The following is an 18,080-nucleotide window of genomic DNA, read 5'->3' as shown; positions in this document are numbered from 1 at the left end:
CTTTTCAACCACGCACGGTCAACCGGGATGTGTGGAGAGTTTCCGACAACGCTGACACGACGGTGTCCTGTTCGGACTCGGTCATGTCGTGGAAGAGCGGAAGGATCAGCGTCCGGGCCGTGAAGGCCTCCGTCACCGGCAGTTCCGCGCAGGGGTGACCCTCGTAGGCGGGTTCGAGGTGTGACGCCATGATTCCGCGCCGTGCACTCACGCCGCGTTCGGCAAGGCCCGCAAGGACTTCCTGACGGTCCGCGCCCTCGGGCAGCCAGACCCAGAACGACTGGTAGTTCGTCGTGCCGTACTCGGGGTCCATCACCGCGGTGAGGCCGGTGTCCGCCAGCAACTCGTGGTATCGCGCGGCCAACTCACGGCGACGAGCGATGATCGCGTCCAGTTTGGACAGCTGCACCAGGCCGACGGCGGCCTGGATGTCGGTCATCCGGTAGTTGAACGCCGTCTCCAGGTACTGCTCGATGACGGCCGACCCGCCGTTGTGGCGGTCCGCGGCGGACACGCTCATGCCGTGTTCCCGCAGGCGCTTGAGCCGAACGGCCCAGTCCGGGTCGTCGGTGGTGACCATGCCGCCCTCACCGGTGGTGAGGAGCTTGCGCGGGTGGAACGACCAGGCGGCCAGCAGCGCGTTCGTGCCGACCGGCTTGCCCTTGTAGGTGGAGCCCGCGGCGCAGGCCGCGTCCTCGATCACCGCGATGCCGCGCGGTTCGCAGAACGCCTTGAGAGCGTCGACGTCCGCGGGCACACCGGCCTGGTGCACGACCATGACCGCGCGGGTGCGTTCGGTGAGCACCGGTTCCACTGTGGATGCGCTGATGTTGCCCGTCCCGGCCTCGACGTCGGCGAAGACGGGGGTCGCGCCGGTGTAGCGCACGGCGTTCGCGGTGGCGATGAACGACAACGACGGCACGACGACCTCGTCGCCGGGACCGATGCCCAGCAGGTGCACGGCGAGATGCAGGCCGGTGGTGCACGACGACACGGCCACGCCGTGGCTCGCGCCGACCGACGCGGCGAACGCCTCTTCGAACTCCCGGACTCGGGGGCCCTGCGCCACCCAGCCGGACCGGACGGCCTCGGCGGCGGCGAGCGCCTCTTCCTCACCGAGCAACGGCCGCATAACCGGAATCACTGGTACTGCCCTTCATCGGTGGTGGGTCTGGCATCTGCAAGTACCACCAACTGCGAGCCGGTAGTACTTGCGAACGCTCCAACTGGGGTGCTGTTCAGGCGTCTGCAAGTACCACCGACTGCGAGTTGGTGGTACTTGCAGACGCCCTGGCTGGGGGTGCGGCCGCGGCGCACGCCGACCTGGGGGTGTCGGCGGCGCCGCGGCCGCGGCTTTCGGGGGTGTTACCCGGCGTTCTGCTCGGCGGCGGCCTTCTCGGCACGCCACCACGCGACGAGGTCGCGCAGACCGCCGTCCATCTCGATCTCGGGCTTCCACCCGAGCTCGGTGGCCGCGAGGCTGATGTCGGCGAGCCGGCGCGTCACGCCGTTCACCTTGCGCTCGGGGCCGTGCTCCAGCGGCAGGTCGGAGTCCATCGCGGCAAGCAACGCGAGGGCGAGCTCCTTGAGCGAGGTCTCCTGGGAGGACGCGATGTTGTACACCGTGTCCGTGACCGGCGCCTTGGCCGCGAGGATGTTGGCGCGTGCGATGTCGTGCACGTGCACGAAGTCCATCGTCTGGGCGCCGTCGCCGAAGATGAGCGGCGACTTGCCGTCGACGATGCGCTCCATCCAGCGGATGAGCACCTCGGTGTACAGACCGTGGACGTCCATCCGCGGGCCGTACACGTTGAAGTAGCGCAACGCCACGTAGTCGAGGTCGTACATGGCTTTGAAGCTGCGCAACATGCCTTCGTTGAACGCCTTCGCGGCGCCGTAGAAGGTGTCGTTGTTGTACGGGTGGTGCCGTTCGTTGGTGGGGAACGACTCCGCGAGACCGTAGATCGACGCCGACGACGACGCGATGACCTTCTTCACCCCGGCGGCCGCGGCGGCCTCCAGGATCGTGAACGTGCCGTCGACCAGGCACTCCAGCGCCAGGCGAGGTTCCTCCGCGCACTGCGTGATGCGGATGGCGGCGAGGTGGAAGACGAGGTCCTTGCCCTCGGTCAGCTCGCGCACCAGCGCCTTGTCGTTGATGTCACCTTCGACGATGCGGACGACGCCGGACTCGAGCGCGGAGTCCAGGTTCTCCCGGCGTCCGCGCACGAAGTTGTCCAGCACGACGACCTCGGCCGCGCCGGCCTCGACGAGCTGGTCCACGACCGACGAACCGATGGTTCCGGCGCCGCCCGTGACGAGCGCGCGCTGACCGGTGATCGGCTGAGCCAGATCCTTCTGGGCCAGATCCTGGGAGGCCGACATCAAGAAACCCTGCCTTCGACTTGTTGAACGGGAACGAAGACCCCGCCGGAGCGCAGCGACTCCGACGCCGCCTCCAGCACCGCCAGCACGCGCAGACCCGCGCGGCCGTCGGTCAGCGGCGCGCGCTTCTCGGAGATGGACGCGGCGAACTCCGCCATCATCGACCGCAACGCCTCGCGTTCCACCAACGCCGGCGCGACCATGTCGCCGGTGCGGTAGGAGATCTTCTGCTGCTCCGGGGAGAGGTCGACACCCCGGTCGTAAATGGACAGTCGCTGTGCGGGATTGTTGTCGTCCCACACGACCGTGCGCTGCGAACCGCCGATGACCATCGTGCGAATCTTCGTCGGCGACAGCCAGTTCACGTGCACGTGCGTGATCGCCCCGTTGGACAGCCGCACCGTGAGGTGGCCGACGCACGCGACGCCCGCGCCGATGGGGTCGGAGCCGTGCGCCGAGACCTCCACCGGGCGAACGTCGTCGGGCAGGATCGCCTCGAAGATCGACAGGTCGTGCGGGGCGAGGTCCCACAGCACGTCGACGTCCGGCTGCACCAGACCGAGGTTGATGCGCACCGAGTCGATGTACTGGATGTCACCGAGGTCGCCGCCGCGGATGATCTTGCGCAGGTGCTGCACCGACGACGTGTAGGCGAAGGTGTGGTCCAGCATCAGCGTGAGGCCGCGCTGCTCGGCGGTCTCGACGAGCTTGAGGCCGTCCTCGAAGTTGGCCGCGAGGGGCTTCTCCACGAGGACGTGCTTGCCGGCCTCCAGCGCCGCGAGGGCGACGGGCAGGTGCGTGGCGGCGGGGGTGGCGATGGCGACCGCGTGGACGTCCGGGTCGGCGAGGACCTCGTCCAGCGACGCGGTGGCACGGACCGTCGAGTACTGGCCCAGCACGCGCTGGGCCTTCTCCACGTCGAGGTCGCACAGGTAGCGCAGGTGCAGCGCCGGCGTGGCCTGGGCGTTGCGAACGAGGTTCGGCCCCCAGTACCCGGCACCGATGACAGCAAGGCCAATCACGTCTTGGTTCCCCATCAGTAGGCCCCCTGGCCGCCGAAGACGGCACGGAAGGTCTTCCACATGATCACGAGGTCGAGTGCGAGCGACCAGTCCTCGACGTAGCGCAGGTCGAGGCGGATCGACTCCTCCCACGAGAGATCGCTCCGTCCGCTCACCTGCCACAGACCGGTCAGGCCGGGCTTCACCAGCAGGCGGCGCCGCACGTCCGAGGAGTACTTCGCGGTCTCCTCCGGTAGCGGCGGACGCGGGCCGACGAGCGACATGCTGCCCGCGAGGACGTTGAACAGCTGCGGTAGCTCGTCGATCGAGTAGCGGCGCAGGAACGTGCCGACCTTGGTGATGCGCGGGTCCTTCTTCATCTTGAACAGCACGCCGTTGCCTTCGTCGACGCTGGCGAGCCTGGCGCGCAACACGTCGGCGTTGGTGACCATCGTGCGGAACTTGATGATCGTGAACGGCACACCGGTCTTGCCGACGCGCTTCTGGCGGTAGAACACGGGACCGCGGCTGTCGATCATCACGAACGCCGCGACGGCGAACATGAGCGGTGCCAGCAGGACCAGGAGGACGAACGCTCCGACGCGATCGACGACTTCCTTGACCAGACGGCGGAATCCGCTCAGCGCCGGTTCACTCACACGCAGCAGCGGCATGCCGAGCACCGCGCTCATGTGCAGTCGTGGGCCGGCGACCTCCATGAGACCGGGCGACACGACCATTTCGGCACCGGAGCCTTCGAGCGCCCACGCGAGCTGCTGGAGACGGCGAGGTGTCCAGTAGGCGTCGGGCGTGACGGCGACGATGCGGTACCCACCGCGGCGGACGTGCTCGGCGAGCTCGCGCAGCTGGCCGACGACGGGCACGCCGTCGACATCGGTGCCGGAGCGGCCGCGGCCGTCGATCGTGCAGATCGCGTCCACGCGCCAGCCCAGGTGGGCTACGCGCTTGGTGCGGTGGATGAGGTCCTCGACGGTGTCCAGGTTGCCGGCGGCGAGGACCGAGAGCAGGAATCGTCCTTCACTGCGGCCGCGGTGCAGCGGGCGGCGCAGGAGGTAGCGCATGGGAAACGCGACCAGTGCGATCGCGGGAACTACGACGAAGATCCACAGGCGGGCGCCGGGGATGTCGACGGCGAGCGCTCCGAGGCCGAGCGCCACGACGGCACCGAACAAACCCCGGCCGAGTCTTCGGAACTCCTCGGCTCCCTGGCCGAGAACGGTCGGTGTCCACACGCGGTTGATGGCGAGCGAACCGACCACGACAACTACTGTGAGTATGTCCAGCAATGCAAGGGAAAGCGGGCCGAAGGCCGTGTGACGCATGCTCATGACGGCGCCGACGGCGATGACGACCAGGACGACGGTCAGCACATCGGCGGTGATCACGGCATATCGGTAGCGACTTTCCCAGCGCGCTACGGGTGGATGGGTCTGTCTGTGTTCCGACAGCGTGTTGAGCGTGGAGCGCAACCCGTCGACGTCACGGGTGGCGCGGACCTGCTCACTCATCGTTCTGATCTCCCCGGCTCAGCGGCGATTCCGGACGTGCACGAACGCAGGTCACCCCGAGGACCTTCAAACTTCGGACTTCGTGATCTTCGGCAAGGCCGTCGTTCAGGCTCGGCCGCCGAAGCTCGCAACCGGTGATTCGTATGTTCCGGCATCCGCGTTACAGACCCCGGAAAAAAGTTTCCCGATGCCCGAATACCGGACGTGACGCGCGTCTCACGGTAGCGAAAACGTGGCGACGCAAGACGATTCCGGATGTCCACAAGGGACATAAAGGTTACGTATGTCCCGAGGTAATCGTTCAGATCAGGTCTTCAGGCCCTAGTCTGATCGACTGCGCTTGTGCATGTACTTACCGCTGAACGGAGTAATACCTTACGGCCGAACGGAAATGCGCACCTCGTCACCATCGACGACCACGATGTCGCCGTGGCGCAGCTGCGCCCCGCGCCGCAGCTCCACAGAGCCGTTGACGTGGACTTCTCCGTCCTCGATGAGCACCTTCGCGTGCCCGCCGTCCTCGGCCAGCTGCGCCAGCTTGAGGAACTGTCCTAGCCTGATCGGCTCTTCGGAGATCTCGACCGTCCGCATGAGCCCATCATCCCAGTAGGGCGTGCCCCACTGCTCGCTCGGGGGCGCACACCAGCGCGTTCGAGTGAAGGCGTTGACAGCCTTGGAGGCATGAAGACTTCGAGGGGGTACGCCGCCTGGCTGGCGGTGTCGGGATTGGTCTGCGTGGCGATAACGATCTTCGCGGCGAGCGCGTACGTCACGCTGGACATGGGCCAGGCGAGGCCGGCGCTGCACGGACCCGTCCACTACGGCGTGCTGGTCGCGCACATCTTCACCGGAACGGTCGCGGTCCTGGCGGGTGTATCGCAGTTCTGGCCGGGCCTGCGCGCCCGCCATCCGCGGGTGCACCGGGTGATGGGGCGCGTCTACTTCGCGGCGGTCCTGCCGTCGTCGTTGCTCGGCATCGCGTGCGCCCAGCTGTCGCTGTACGGGCTGGCGTCGTCCGGGCCGCTGACGGTCCTGTCGGTGCTGTGGTTCGTCAGCGCGGTGTACGGCCTGAAGACGGCACGGCGGCGCCAGTTCGGCGAACACCGCATCTGGATGATCCGCGGATTCGCACTCACCGGCGCCGCCGTGACGGGTCGCCTCTGGGGCCTTGCTCTCGGCGCACTGGTGCCCGACGGGGACGGGCTGCTGCTCTTCGCCACCGCGAACTGGCTGTCGTTCGTGGTGAACCTGCTGGTGGCCGAGTGGTGGATCCAGTCGCGGGGTTACACCCGGACCTTGCCCTCCGTGGCGCTCAGGCCGAGCATCTCCAGCAAGTCGGCGCAGTCGAGCGCGTCCGTGGCGTGACAGGCCACGGTGCGTGCCGCCTTGCTGTTCTGAATCGTGCTGTGCTCCTTTTCCAGAGCCTTGGCCTCGGCGAAGGTGCCGGTTTCGGGCTCGGCGATCGCGGGACGCGCCCAAGTCATGTCGTGCCTGCTTCCGCATCGGGGGATCTGGTCATCATGACAACTAGGTGACCGAAACACCAGAACCTGTGCTTACCGTAATCGATCACCCACGCTGCGTGTTAACCGTGGAAGCGATTTCTCGAAACCAGACCCGAACGATTTCAGCCGGGATCCGGCTTTACCGGCCGTACCTCAGCACCGACTCCACTTCGGTCACAAATGCGACCAGCCGTTCGTCGTCCACATCGTCCGGCGTGGGACCGTCCACCGCGAGCCGTTGCAGCGCAACGGAAGTGGTCGCACTCTCCCGCGCCAGGCGGCGGAACCCGAACGTCGCCTCGTACAGCGACATGGCGGTGCCCAGAGCGGCGAAAGTCGTTGCCACGAAAGCCCACATGGCCCTGCGCGGCCCGTCCGCCATGCCGATCGCGGCGGCCGCGGCGGCGGCGATGAACAGCGCCGCGGCGAGCGCGACCGTCCACGTGCGGGCACGGGAGTAGCGCTTGCGGCTGCGTTCGAAGTGGTCGAGCCGGTCCTGGAAGCGGTGGCGGAGGTAGGCCTCGACGAACTGGGCCTGCCTGAGTTTGTCGCTCATGTCCTGACCACCTCGTGCTTGCGGTTGCTGACCGCGGCTTCCAGGTCCGCCACCTTGTCCAGGCGCTCTTCCTCCGTGGCGGGCGCCACAGCGGCGAGGTGCGCGAAGTACAGCGCCCTCAGGCGCTCAGCGCGTGACCGGGCCGTCAGGTACTTGTCGAGCGACTCGCGCTTGCGCGCCACGATCGTGATGGCCGCGGCGAACGCGCCGCCCGCCACGACGAGCACTCCTGGCCACGGCGTGTCCTTCAGCCACGTCTGCAGCGCGGCGAACACCGTCGTCGTCAGGCCGCCCGCGATCGCGAGAACGGCCGTGAGCCGGTAGCGGTTCTGCTCGACGTCGGCTTCCGCGTCGAGTTCCTGGAACGTCGGCGCGACGACCTGGTTCGCTTCGTGGATGGCGTCCGCGAGCATCGGGTACGCGACCACGAAACCGGGATCGACCAGAGGCCGTGCCTCGGGAGCCCTGTACCGGAGCTTGGGCAGGATCCGCGGCGGCTTGACGGGCTTTTCCTTGCCCAGCAACCGTTCCAGCGCGGTGACGGCCTTGCCGGCACCCTCGTCCACGTGGACGATGAAGATCTTGCCGCTGCGCACCAGCACCGCGAGGTCACCGGTGAGGTCGCCGGTCGCGATGCGGTCCGCGAGGCCGCCCGTGCCGGCGAGCACCAGCAACGGGTTGTCGCCGCTGAGGTGGTCGACGACCTCCTGCTCGCTCTCGCCTCCGACGACGAGAGCGACGACGGGCTTCTTGTGGCGCACGGCGTCGATCGTGCGGAACAGCACCGGCGTCGCGTCCGTCCACTCCGAACCGGGGACGATGACGGCGACGCTGTGGTTGGGTTCAAGCGGCACCTGACCGTTGGTGGCGCTCTCGGTCAGGTCGTGCACCTTGCTGCTCGGCGCGACCCCGATCACGACGGGCCAGCGCTGCTCGCACGCCTGCAAAGCCATGCCCAGCAAGTGGACAACGCCTCGGTCGGTGCCTTCGGTGACGAACACGGCGCCGTTGCGCGCCGCGGTCACGACGACGGATCTGAGCACCGGCAACAACTTCGCGGCGAGATCCGTCTCGATGTCTTCTGTGGAGCCGAAGACCGAGATCACCGTGCGGCCCCGGGGCAAGCCGAGGGCCTTGGGTTTGATGTCGGCGTCCGGCTGGGACAGCCGTTTGACTGTCGGGCCGCCTGCTGTGGGCATGCCGCGCACCATAACGCCGTGATCGATCGAGGGCCAGAGCCCGTTAGACCTCATCCTCGTCGTCCACGGGGACTTCCCGGCGCTGCTCCTGGGCGTCGGCCTCGTTCGCCTCCAGCGGCGTGTCCGACGTCTCGACCGGCTCGTGCGGAACGACCTCGCGCAGCTGCTCCTGCACGTCCGCTTCGGGTGCTTCGGGATTCATGCCGTGCGGTTTCCCTGCGGCGCGCTCCTCCACACCTGCCGGGTCAGTTCGCCGAGGTCGGCCAGGTCGTCGAGGACGGTCTCGGCCCCGGCCCGGCGCAGGTCGTCCGCGTCGCTGCGCCCGGTGGCCACGGCGACCAGCCGCACACCCGCCTTCGTCGCCGCGTACACGTCGTGCGGCGTGTCGCCGATGAGCACGACCTCGTCGTGGGTGAACGGCCGGATGCGCTGCGCGCGTTCGCGGGCGAACGTCACCAGCTCGGCCCGGTCGGCGTGCTCGTCGCCGAACGCGCTGACGTCCCAGTCGACCAGGTGCGCCAGGCCGAACTCCTCCAGCTTGATCAGCGCCACGCTCCTGAGGTTCGCCGTCAGCACGCCCTGGTGCACGCGCGGGTCGTCCGCGAAGTGCTGGAGGGCTTCCAGCGCTCCCGGCAGCACCTCGCCGTGGCCGGGCAGCTCGGCGCGCCTGGCCTCGAAGGAGTTCGCCAGCGCGTTGGCGAGGAGCTGGGCCGCCTCCTCCGTGTGCTCGATGCCGTGCAGGCGCAGCGTCTCCTCGATGATGTCGACCTCGGTGCGGCCGCCGAGGTCGACGGGGCCGCTGAGCTGCCTGCCGAAGGCGCTCTGGAACGCCTCGCGGTACATCAGTCCGCCGAAGCCGCGCGCCGAGATCAGCGTGTTGTCGATGTCCCACAGCACCAGCAGTTCAGGCCCGGTCACCGGACCACCACCCCTCAACGCGTAAAATCGCTGCTCATGACCTCGATCGACCCCGCAGAGCTGGAAGTCTGCCTGCGCGTGCTTGCCCAGGTCGAGGACCTGCCGGCGGAACACGACGACGCCGTGCGCGTCCGCCGGGCCACCGCGAAGATCTTCAAGGCCGCGAAGAAGTTCCGCAAAACCGAGCGCAAGGCCGCCATCGTGGCCAACGACCGCGCCGTCACCGCGCTGACGGCCACCGGGTCGCCGGACCGCATCGACGACGAGACGCAGGGGCTTCCCCTCGTGTCGACCGCTCAGGGCGCCACGGCGGGCACGTTGCTGCGCGCGCGGTCCTGCTACACGTGCCGCACGAGGTTTGTCGAGGTAGACGCCTTCTACCACAACCTCTGCCCCGCCTGCGCCGCCTTCAACCACGGCAAGCGCGACGCCCGCACGGACCTGTCGGGCCGCAACGCGCTGCTGACCGGCGGGCGGGCGAAGATCGGCATGTACATCGCGCTGCGGCTGCTGCGTGACGGTGCGCACACCACGATCACCACCCGGTTCCCCAAGGACGCGGCGCGGCGGTTCGCCTCGATGCCCGACGCCGCCGACTGGATCGACCGGCTCAAGATCGTCGGCATCGACCTGCGCGACCCGGCCCAGGTGCTGGCGCTGGCCGACGAGGTGGCGTCCCGCGGACCACTCGACGTCCTGATCAACAACGCCGCCCAGACCGTGCGCCGGTCCCCCGGGGCGTACGCGCCGCTGGCGAACGCCGAGCACGAGGCGCTGACCGGGGACGCCCGCCGTCCCGAGCTGATCTCGTTCGGCGGGCACGGCCAGCTCGCGCTGCCCGGCACCGCCGTGCCCGAGGCGCACTCGGTGACGACGCTGGCGCTGATGGCGGGCTCGAAGGACATCGACGCGGGCGGCCTGGTGCCGGACACCGCGGCGGTCAACTCGTGGATCCAGAACGTCGACGAGGTCGACCCGGTGGAGCTGCTGGAGGTGCAGCTCTGCAACTCGACGGCGCCGTTCCTGCTGATCTCGCGGCTGCGCGCCTCGATGGCGAAGTCGTCGTACCGCCGCAAGTACGTGGTGAACGTCTCGGCGATGGAGGGCCAGTTCTCCCGCGCCTACAAGGGTTCCGGGCACCCGCACACGAACATGGCGAAGGCCGCGCTGAACATGTTGACGCGCACCAGCGCCGAGGAGATGCTGCAGTCCGACGGCATCCTGATGACGGCCGTCGACACGGGCTGGATCACCGACGAGCGCCCGCACCCGATGAAGATGCGGCTCGCCGAAGAGGGCTTCCACGCCCCGTTGGACCTGGTCGACGGCGCGGCGCGGGTGTACGACCCGATCGTGCGCGGCGAGGCCGGCGAGGACCTGTACGGCTGCTTCCTGAAGGACTACGCGCCCAGCCCCTGGTGAGGTGTCGACACGCGAGCGCTTTTCTCTGTCTCTTATACACATCTCCGAGCCCACGAGACGGTCCGCTTCATCTCGTATGCCGTCTTCTGCGTGAAAAGGGGGGGGGGGGGGGGGGGGGGGGGGGGGGGGGGGGGGGGGGGGGGGGGGGGGGGGGGGGGGGGGGGGGGGGGGGGGGGGGGGGGGGGCCGCCGCCGGCCCCCCCCCCGCCCCCGCCCCCCCCCCCCCCCCCCCCCCCCCGCCCCCCCCCGGCCCCCCCCCCCCCCCCCCCCCCCCCCCCCCCGGGTGTTTTCCCTCCCCGCCCGCGCTATCCCCCGGTCCCCCCACCTCACCAACTCGGCTTCTAGGAATGTCACGGTGAAGTGTTTTTGGTGACACACGTGTCCGAGGTACCCGTCGGACGCACCCGAACGAGCCCTTTCGTCAGGTCACAGGTCTATTTGAACACCTGTTCGAGTACTCATTTGTCATGAGGACTGTGTGGCGGGGAGCACTTCGGTTCGGGATGACGACGATGACGGTGCGGCTGGTGTCCGCGGCCACCGAACATCGCAGCAAGGTGCACCTGGTGCACCGCGAGGACAGCGGCCGCGTGCGCCACCAGCAGGTGTGCGGCGAGTGTTCGTTGCGGCTGGCGCCGGAGGACATCGGGCGGGGCTACGAGCTCGACGACGGCCGGATCGTGCAGATCGACCCGGGCGACCTGCCGGCGCCGGAGGACGGCGTGATCGACGTGCAGCAGTTCGCGCCGCAGGTCGACGTGGACCCGGTCGCGCTGCACCGCAGCTACTACCTGGAGCCGGACGACCTGGCCGTGCGGTCCTACGTGCTGCTGCGGGAGACGCTGGAGCGGACCAAGACCGCCGCGATCGTGAAGTTCGCGTTGCGCGGCAAGGAAACGCTGGCGGCCATCCGGCCGCAGCACGGGGTGCTGGTGCTGCACACGCTGCTGTGGCCCGACGAGGTCCGGGAGCCGCACTTCCCGTTCCTGCACCGCGACACCGAGGTGCGCACCGGCGAGCTGGCCGCGGCGGCGGCGCTGGTGCGGGCGCAGACACGTCCGTTCCGGCCGCACGACTACCCGAACACGCACCACGAGGCCTTGCTGCACCTGGTGGAGGCGAACGTCTAGGCGGCACCTGATGGTGCGGGCGTGCGACCCGCGAGTCGGGGATGAACGCGGGTCGCACGCCCGTTCTGTCAGGGGGCGGCGCTAGCATCGGCAGCCATGCTCGCCAGCCCGTCCGATCTCGTCGACCTGCTCGAATGCGAGCACCGCAGCTTCCTCGCTCGTGACGAACGGCGTGGCGACCCCTCCGAACTGCACCTCGCCGCTGCCCGGACGGCCGCGGAGATGCGGTCAGGCAAGGACCTGATCGAGCACGCCGTGTTCTTCGACGGGGTGTTCCACTGCACCGCTCAGACCCTCGTGCGCACGGCCGACGGCTACGAGCCGTGCGACGAGGCCTCGGACGCCACTCCCCTGGCCGTGTTGTCGCTGGTCGCGGCGGCGCAGGCGCTGGGTGCCGCTCGGGCGCACCTGATCGTCGACGGCCGGCGGACGTCGTTCCGCGTCGCCGACTTCGTTCCCCTGGTGGGGCGCCTTCGGACGCGGCTCGCGAAGCCCTCACCGGCACCGAAGCGGTCGTGGGGTGATGTGCGGGCGGCCTGCACCGGGTGCCGGTTCGCTCGTCACTGCGCCTCCGGTCGTGAGGAGGCGCGGGACCTGTCGTTGGTGGCCGGGCTTCGCGCCGACCAGCGGCGGAAGCTGGTTTCAGCCGGCATTGACACGATCGACGCGCTTGCGGTGACCGAGGAGCGGCCCGCGACGTTGTCTCCGGCGAGCTTCACGGCGCTGACCGCGCAGGCCCGGCTCCAGGTGCAGCAGGAACGCACGGGCGTCATCACCTACGAGGTCGTGGCGCCGGAGGCGTTGGCGAACCTGCCGGAGCCCGCCGAGGACGACGTGTTCCTGGAGGTCGACGGCGACACGTTCCGGACGCCGGGCTGGGAGGGGACGTTCGAGGAGTTCGTCGACCGGACGCCGGTCGGCACGGTCTACCACTTCACGCCGCACGACCTCGCCGGGCGGGCCGCCAGGACGGCGACGCGTGAGTCCGAAGTGGACGAACTGGTGCGGCGCTGCGTCGATCTCGGCGCGCTGACGCGGCGGGTGCTGCGGGTGTCCACTCGGGAGTACACGCTGCCCGCGCTGAAGCCGTTGCTGGACGACGAGGTCCCCACTCGCGGACTCCGGGATCTGCTCGTGCGGATCAAGGTCGAGCGCGAGATCGAGACCACGCCGCCGCAGGAGCGCGACGAGGCTGCGTTGGAGAAGGCGGCCGAGCGGGCGCGCCGGATGGCGGCGTTGACCGAGCCGTTGCTGGCGGAAGGGCATGACCTGTTCGCGGCGACGGTGGGCTACCACCGGCGTGAGGCGAGTCCGGCGTGGGGTGACTTCTTCCGGCAGGCCCTCGCGCCGATCTCCGATCTGGAGACGGATTCGAACTGCGCGGTGCCGATCACGCTGAAGGCCGAGGACTGGGTGCCTCCGGCCGGGCGGGTCCGGACGCACAAGCGGCAGGTGCACGCGCGGATCGACCCGGAACGCCCGCACCCGTTCGGTTCGGGCGAGCAGGTCCGGTTGCTCTACCCCGGCAACGTGACGCGCAACGCCGTGGTGGCCGACGACAACCCGTACGAGCTGGTGCTGACCGAGAGCAACTCGCAGGAGCACTCCGAACTGCCGATCGCCGTGCTGCCGGGCAGTCCGGTACCCGCGTCACCCAAGGACGAGGCCGTCGCAGAACTGGCCGAGCAGGCCGTCGGCCTGCTGCCGCTGCTCCCCCGCAACCCCGGCATCGACCTGTTGCTGCGCACACCGCCTGTGCAACCGTTGCCGCAGCACGACGACGTGGTGCAGGCCGTGATCAAGGCCGTCGACCAGCTCGACGGCGGGACGCTCGCCGTACAGGGACCGCCCGGCGCCGGCAAGACGTACCTCGCGACCAAGCTCGTGCGGCACCTGATCGACCAGGGCAAGACCGTCGCGGTGACCTCGACGTCGCACAAGGCCGTGGAGAACGTGCTGTCCTCAGTGGATCCCGACATCCCGATGGCCAAGCGTCCCAAGGAGAAGAAGCCCGAGGAGGGCCTTCCGTGGGACCAGCCGAAGAGCAACGGCGCACTGGCCCAGTGGCGTGAGGAGCACCCGCAGGGTCACCTGGTCGGCGGCACGGCGTGGACGTTCTCCAACGCCGTGATCAAGGCACAGCCGTTCGACGTGATGATCATCGACGAGGCCGGTCAGTTCGCGCTGGCCGACGCGGTGGCGGTGGCGACGGCCGCGCGCAACCTCGTGCTGCTGGGCGATCCGCAGCAGCTGCCGCAGGTCGTGCAGGGCGTGCACCCGCCCGGTTCGGACGCCTCGGCACTGGGCCACCTGCTCGGCGACGCCGACGTGATCCCTCCGCACCTGGGCTACTTCCTGGCCGAGACGCGGCGGATGCACCCGGCGGTCTGCCGTCCCGTGTCCGAACTTTCCTACGCCGGGCTGCTCCATTCGCACGAAACGGCCGCCCACCGGTCGATCTCCGGCATCGAGCCCGGGATCTACCTGCGCGAGGTCGACCACCGGCACAACATCACGTCGTCCGTCGAGGAAGCCGAGGCCGTGGTGGACACGGTGCGCGCGATCGTCGGTCGCACCTGGACGGACAACGGCAAAACGCGCGAACTGACCGATGCGGACATTCTCGTGGTGGCGCCGTACAACCTGCAGGTGCGGGTGATCCGGCGCAGGCTGGCCGAGGCCGGGTTCGAGGGCACGCGGGTGGGCACCGTGGACCGCTTCCAGGGTCAGGAAGCACCTGCCGTCATCATGTCCATGACGTCGTCGTCCACCGTGGACCTGCCCCGTGGCCTGGACTTTCTTCTATCACGCAACAGGCTGAACGTGGCACTCTCCCGCGCCCAGACACTCGCCGTGATGATCTGCTCGCCGCGCCTGCTGGACGCCGACGTGCGCGGCGTGGAACAGATGCGGCTGGTCGCGGGCGCGATCGGCCTAACAGAAAACATGAGGATCTTTCCGTGGTGACACCGTAGCGTTGTCATACAGTGACCTTTCGAACGCTCTGTGTTGTTAGCGTGACGCGATTCACCCGGTCGGGTGATTCAGATCATGAATGTTGCTCGACCCGCCACGCATCAAACAGAGCAGGAGAGATTCGTTGGCAAGGAGAGTTCTGGGCGCGTTCGCGGTGACCGCTACCGCAGGCCTGGTCATGCTGGCCATGGCCACCCCGGCTAGTGCACACACGGCCACGGGGTACGCGAAGTGCGACGGCAAGGACGTCGTTCTCCACGTGGATCTGACGCAGTTCGCGCCGGAGAAGCGGAACACCGTCGTGGTCAAGGACGGTGACACGGTTCTCATCCCCGAGAAGGGGAAGGAGACCGAGAAGTTCGGCGCCACCTGGACGAAGACGTTCAAGGGTCTGGACGGCACTGTCGCCCACAAGTTCACGGTCGACGTGAAGGCCTACGACACGAACAAGGCCAAGGGCCAGGACTTCGACAAGTTCAAGACGTACACGGTCGACCAGCCGTGCGTGCAGAAGCCGCCGACCAAGACCGAAGAGACCACGACGACCACCACGCCGCCGGCCACCACGGCCCCGGAGGTGCCCTCGTCCTCCGAGGTCCCGCCGTCGACCACCCCGGCCGCCCCCGGCGGCAGCGCTCCGGAACCGCCCCTCGCGGCGACCGGTGCGTCCCCGACGTGGCTGCTGCTCTCGGGTCTGGGTCTGGTGGGCGCCGGTGCCGGCACCCTGCTGTTCCTGCGTCGCCGCCGCAGCGCGTGAACTAGCTGAACCATCGACGGGGGCGGTCCACTTCGGACCGCCCCCGTTCGTCGTTGCTAGAGGTCCAGCGCGGTCGCGGGTTCGTGGCCCTCGCGGATGAACCACTCGGTGCCGAACGCGTGCGCGAACGTCGGCTCGTCGAGCGCCAGGAAGAACGACTTCTCGGGGATCTGCGAGGCGTGCGCGCGCATCGCCTGCCGCTTCACCTCCAGGTACTTCGAGACGTCGACGCCGACGTTGATCTCCGACTCGGGCACCGCGCCCTCGCCGAGCGGCGGCGGCTCCTCGATGTCCGCCCTCCGGAACGCCTCGCGGAACTCCGACTCGCGCACCAGCGCCTGGTAGACGGCCGGGGTGCCCGCGATCTCGGCGGCGCGCATGCCGACCCGGTGTGCCTGGATGTGGTCCGGGTGCCCGTAACCGCCGAACCTGTCGTAGGTCAGGAACACCTTCGCGTCCTCCTCGACGAGGATCGCCGCGAGCTTCTGCGCCGCCTCCTCGACGTCCGCGGTCCAGAACGAACCGGGCTGGTCGTTGAGCTCGTCGCCCATCATCCCGGAGTCGCGGTACCCCAGGAACTCCACGCGCGCGACCCCCAGCAGGTCCGCCGCCGCATGCGTCTCCACGACCCGGCGCTGCCAGAGTTCCTCGCCCTCCTCCAGGAAGTCGGGCACCTCCCCCGCCTCGCCTCGCGTCGCGACGACGAGCACGACGCGGTGTCCCTCCTCGAACGCCTTGCGCATCACGCCACCGGTCACGATGCACTCGTCGTCGGGATGGGCGTGAAAAGTCACCAGTGTGGCCATGTCAGCGACGTTACCCGCGAACAGGAAGTCGCTAACACGTGAAAGGGCGGCGCTCCCCCAGAAACAGGCTGGGAGGCGCCGCCCCTCGGCGAACTCGTGGAGCTATCGCAGGGTCAGGTTCCAGGCGTTGATGTACCCGGTGTCACCGGAGTACACGTCCTGGACCCGCAGCTTCCACGTGCCCGCCGCGACCTCGGACGAGGCGTTGACCGTGTAGGTCGCCACCACGTTGTCGGCACTGTCCGAAGAGGACGAGTTCTTCAGCCGGTAGGCGGTGCCGTCCGGCGCGATCAGGTCGATCACCAGGTCACCGCGGTAGGAGTGGACGATGTCCACGCCGACCTTGGTGGTCGAGGAGGCGTTGCCCGTCACCGTGGAGCTGATCGAGGACGTGACGGTGCCGAGGTCCACGATCGCGACGTCGGTCGTGTTCTCCAGACCACCGGAGGGCGGCGGAGTCGTGTCGAGGGCGGCCACGGTCTTCGCGGCGTCCGCGAGACCGGCACCACAGCCACCCGAGCAGGTGCCGGGGAGCGGACGGGCGTTGGTCTTGATCAGGTCCTTGACCTGGGCCGGCGTGAGCGACGGCTTCTTGGCGACCAGCAGTGCCGCGAGGCCCGCGACGTGCGGGGCGGCCATCGACGTGCCCTGGTAGGGCTTGTAGTTCTCGGCACCGGGGACGGTGGTGCCGGCGTTCAGCGTCGACCAGATGCCGTTCTCCGGCGTGGTGATGGTGCCGGGGGTGTCGGTGCCGCGACGGGTCTCGCCACCGGGCGCCGCGATGTCGATGCGGGTGCCGTAGTTCGAGTAGAACGTCCGGTTGCCCTCACGGGACGACGCCGCGACGGTGATCACGCCGGAGCAGTTGGCCGGGGTGTAGAGCGACGCGTTGTCGTTCGAGTTGCCGGCGGCGACGACGATCGTGGAGCCGCGGTTGATGGCACCGTTGATCGCGTTCTGGTACGTCGTGGAGCAGGAGGACTTACCGCCCAGCGACATGTTGATGACCTTGGCGGGCGTCTGGTTCGCGGGCACGCCGCTCACCGTGCCGCCGGACGCCCAGGTGATCGCGTCGGCGATGTCCGAGGTGGCGCCACCGCACTTGGCGAGCACGCGCAACGGCTGGATCTTGGCGTCGTAGGCGATGCCCGCGATGCCCTTGCCGTTGTTGGTGGACGCGGAGATCGTGCCGGCCACGTGCGTGCCGTGCCAGGAGGAGTTGCTGTCCTGCGCGGGCACAGGGTTGCCGTTGGCGTCGGTGCCGCACTCGCCGCGCGCCGCCCAGTCACCCTGGTCGGCCGGGTTCGAGTCGCGGCCGTTGTTGTCACGGGCACGCGCCGCGTCGGAGACGAAGTCGTACCCCGCGACGACCCGGTCCGCCAGGTCGCTGTGCGCGACGTAGCCGGTGTCGATGACCGCGACGGTCACACCGGAGCCGGTGGTGCTGGACCACGCGCTGGGCACGTTCATGCCCGCGGTGGCCTCGAAGAGGTCCCACTGCCGGGAGTAGTCGGTGTCGTTCGGGTCGGCGAACGGCTGCATCAGCAGGTCCGGCTCGACGTAGGCGACCTTCGGGTCGTTCTTGAACGCCTGGATCGTGTTGTCGGCGTTCGTGGTCTTCGCGCCGAGGTCGACGACGACCGCGCCACTCGCCATGCGGCGGTGCACGGACTTGCCCTTGCTGCGGGCGTCGTCCGAGGCAGCGGAGTCGGACGAGGCTTCGGCGGTGCCGGGCTTGTAGCCGACGATCAGCCGCTCGAAGGGGCGGTTCACCTGGGTCGAGTCCGGCTGGGACTGGATCTGGGCGGGGGCTGCGGTCGCCGATGGGGCGACAACGCTGAGCACGGCGGCGGAAACTGCCGCGGCGCACACACTCGTGCGTCGCAATCCGTTCACG

General features: G+C 69.0%; 16 protein-coding genes. 5 read left to right on the top strand and 11 right to left on the bottom strand.

The features are described from left to right. Nucleotides 1–4: 4 nt before the first annotated feature. From SK571_RS05495 to SK571_RS05475, 5 genes are all read right to left on the bottom strand, one after another. Nucleotides 5–1,144 (bottom strand): DegT/DnrJ/EryC1/StrS family aminotransferase, encoded by a 1,140-nt coding sequence (locus tag SK571_RS05495; protein ID WP_319982931.1) that lies wholly within the window; start codon nucleotides 1,142–1,144, stop codon nucleotides 5–7. A 221-nt stretch (nucleotides 1,145–1,365) separates the two neighbouring features. Continuing rightward, a complete protein-coding gene (locus tag SK571_RS05490) occupies nucleotides 1,366–2,385 on the bottom strand; it encodes an NAD-dependent epimerase/dehydratase family protein (RefSeq protein ID WP_319982930.1) in 1,020 nt (339 codons plus the stop codon). Continuing rightward, complete coding sequence (locus SK571_RS05485) at nucleotides 2,385–3,407, bottom strand: Gfo/Idh/MocA family protein (RefSeq protein WP_319982929.1); 1,023 nt, start codon at nucleotides 3,405–3,407, stop codon at nucleotides 2,385–2,387. The genes SK571_RS05490 and SK571_RS05485 overlap by 1 nt, the downstream gene beginning before the upstream one ends. A gap of 14 nt (nucleotides 3,408–3,421) precedes the next feature. Beyond that, nucleotides 3,422–4,915 carry a sugar transferase gene (locus SK571_RS05480; RefSeq protein ID WP_319982928.1) on the bottom strand — a complete coding sequence of 498 codons (1,494 nt, stop codon included), beginning with the start codon at nucleotides 4,913–4,915 and terminating at the stop codon, nucleotides 3,422–3,424. A gap of 375 nt (nucleotides 4,916–5,290) precedes the next feature. Continuing rightward, nucleotides 5,291–5,506, bottom strand: coding sequence for an RNA-binding S4 domain-containing protein (locus SK571_RS05475; RefSeq protein WP_319982927.1), 216 nt, complete (start codon nucleotides 5,504–5,506; stop codon nucleotides 5,291–5,293). Between the two features lie 90 nt (nucleotides 5,507–5,596). Here SK571_RS05475 and SK571_RS05470 point away from each other — a divergent pair, with 90 nt between their 5' ends. Beyond that, complete coding sequence (locus SK571_RS05470) at nucleotides 5,597–6,280, top strand: DUF2306 domain-containing protein (RefSeq protein WP_319982926.1); 684 nt, start codon at nucleotides 5,597–5,599, stop codon at nucleotides 6,278–6,280. A 279-nt stretch (nucleotides 6,281–6,559) separates the two neighbouring features. On the opposite strand, the gene SK571_RS05465 is transcribed toward SK571_RS05470, so the two are convergent. From SK571_RS05465 to SK571_RS05450, 4 genes are read right to left on the bottom strand one after another with little or no spacing between them, the layout of a single operon-like run. Further along, nucleotides 6,560–6,976: an SLATT domain-containing protein gene (locus tag SK571_RS05465; protein WP_319982925.1), complete on the bottom strand. Its 417-nt coding sequence runs from the start codon at nucleotides 6,974–6,976 to the stop codon at nucleotides 6,560–6,562. Continuing rightward, a complete protein-coding gene (locus SK571_RS05460; RefSeq protein ID WP_319982924.1) occupies nucleotides 6,973–8,175 on the bottom strand; it encodes a DUF4231 domain-containing protein in 1,203 nt (400 codons plus the stop codon). The genes SK571_RS05465 and SK571_RS05460 overlap by 4 nt, the downstream gene beginning before the upstream one ends. A gap of 43 nt (nucleotides 8,176–8,218) precedes the next feature. After that, the gene (locus SK571_RS05455; RefSeq protein WP_319982923.1) at nucleotides 8,219–8,377 is read right to left on the bottom strand and encodes a hypothetical protein; all 159 of its coding nucleotides are present in this window, start codon (nucleotides 8,375–8,377) and stop codon (nucleotides 8,219–8,221) included. After that, on the bottom strand, nucleotides 8,374–9,093 hold the full coding sequence (locus SK571_RS05450) for an HAD family hydrolase (RefSeq protein ID WP_319982922.1): 720 nt from the start codon (nucleotides 9,091–9,093) through the stop codon (nucleotides 8,374–8,376). Before SK571_RS05450 ends, SK571_RS05455 begins: the two co-directional genes overlap by 4 nt. A 36-nt stretch (nucleotides 9,094–9,129) precedes the next feature. Between SK571_RS05450 and SK571_RS05445 the strand changes: the two genes are divergently transcribed. The 4 genes from SK571_RS05445 to SK571_RS05430 all read left to right on the top strand — a co-directional run bounded on the left by SK571_RS05445 (nucleotide 9,130) and on the right by SK571_RS05430 (nucleotide 15,377). Next, entirely contained in the window at nucleotides 9,130–10,515 is a 1,386-nt protein-coding gene (locus SK571_RS05445; protein WP_319982921.1) for an SDR family NAD(P)-dependent oxidoreductase, read from the top strand. Nucleotides 10,516–10,981: 466 nt separating this feature from the next. After that, nucleotides 10,982–11,644, top strand: a complete 663-nt coding sequence (gene ku / locus SK571_RS05440) for a non-homologous end joining protein Ku (RefSeq protein WP_319982920.1) — start codon at nucleotides 10,982–10,984, stop codon at nucleotides 11,642–11,644. Nucleotides 11,645–11,740: 96 nt separating this feature from the next. Further along, nucleotides 11,741–14,611, top strand: a complete 2,871-nt coding sequence (locus tag SK571_RS05435; RefSeq protein WP_319982919.1) for a bifunctional RecB family nuclease/DEAD/DEAH box helicase — start codon at nucleotides 11,741–11,743, stop codon at nucleotides 14,609–14,611. A gap of 133 nt (nucleotides 14,612–14,744) precedes the next feature. After that, nucleotides 14,745–15,377, top strand: a complete 633-nt coding sequence (locus tag SK571_RS05430; protein WP_319982918.1) for an LPXTG cell wall anchor domain-containing protein — start codon at nucleotides 14,745–14,747, stop codon at nucleotides 15,375–15,377. 56 nt (nucleotides 15,378–15,433) lie between these two features. Here SK571_RS05430 and SK571_RS05425 read toward each other — a convergent pair whose 3' ends face one another. After that, on the bottom strand, nucleotides 15,434–16,183 hold the full coding sequence (locus SK571_RS05425; RefSeq protein ID WP_319982917.1) for a PIG-L family deacetylase: 750 nt from the start codon (nucleotides 16,181–16,183) through the stop codon (nucleotides 15,434–15,436). 102 nt (nucleotides 16,184–16,285) lie between these two features. Then, complete coding sequence (locus SK571_RS05420) at nucleotides 16,286–18,079, bottom strand: S8 family serine peptidase (RefSeq protein ID WP_319982916.1); 1,794 nt, start codon at nucleotides 18,077–18,079, stop codon at nucleotides 16,286–16,288. Nucleotide 18,080: the final 1 nt, after the last annotated feature.

It is taken from the genome of Lentzea kristufekii (genome assembly GCF_033949925.1).
Classification (GTDB): Bacteria; Actinomycetota; Actinomycetes; order Mycobacteriales; family Pseudonocardiaceae; genus Lentzea; species Lentzea kristufekii.
This window is presented reverse-complemented; position numbering and strand designations above follow the sequence as displayed.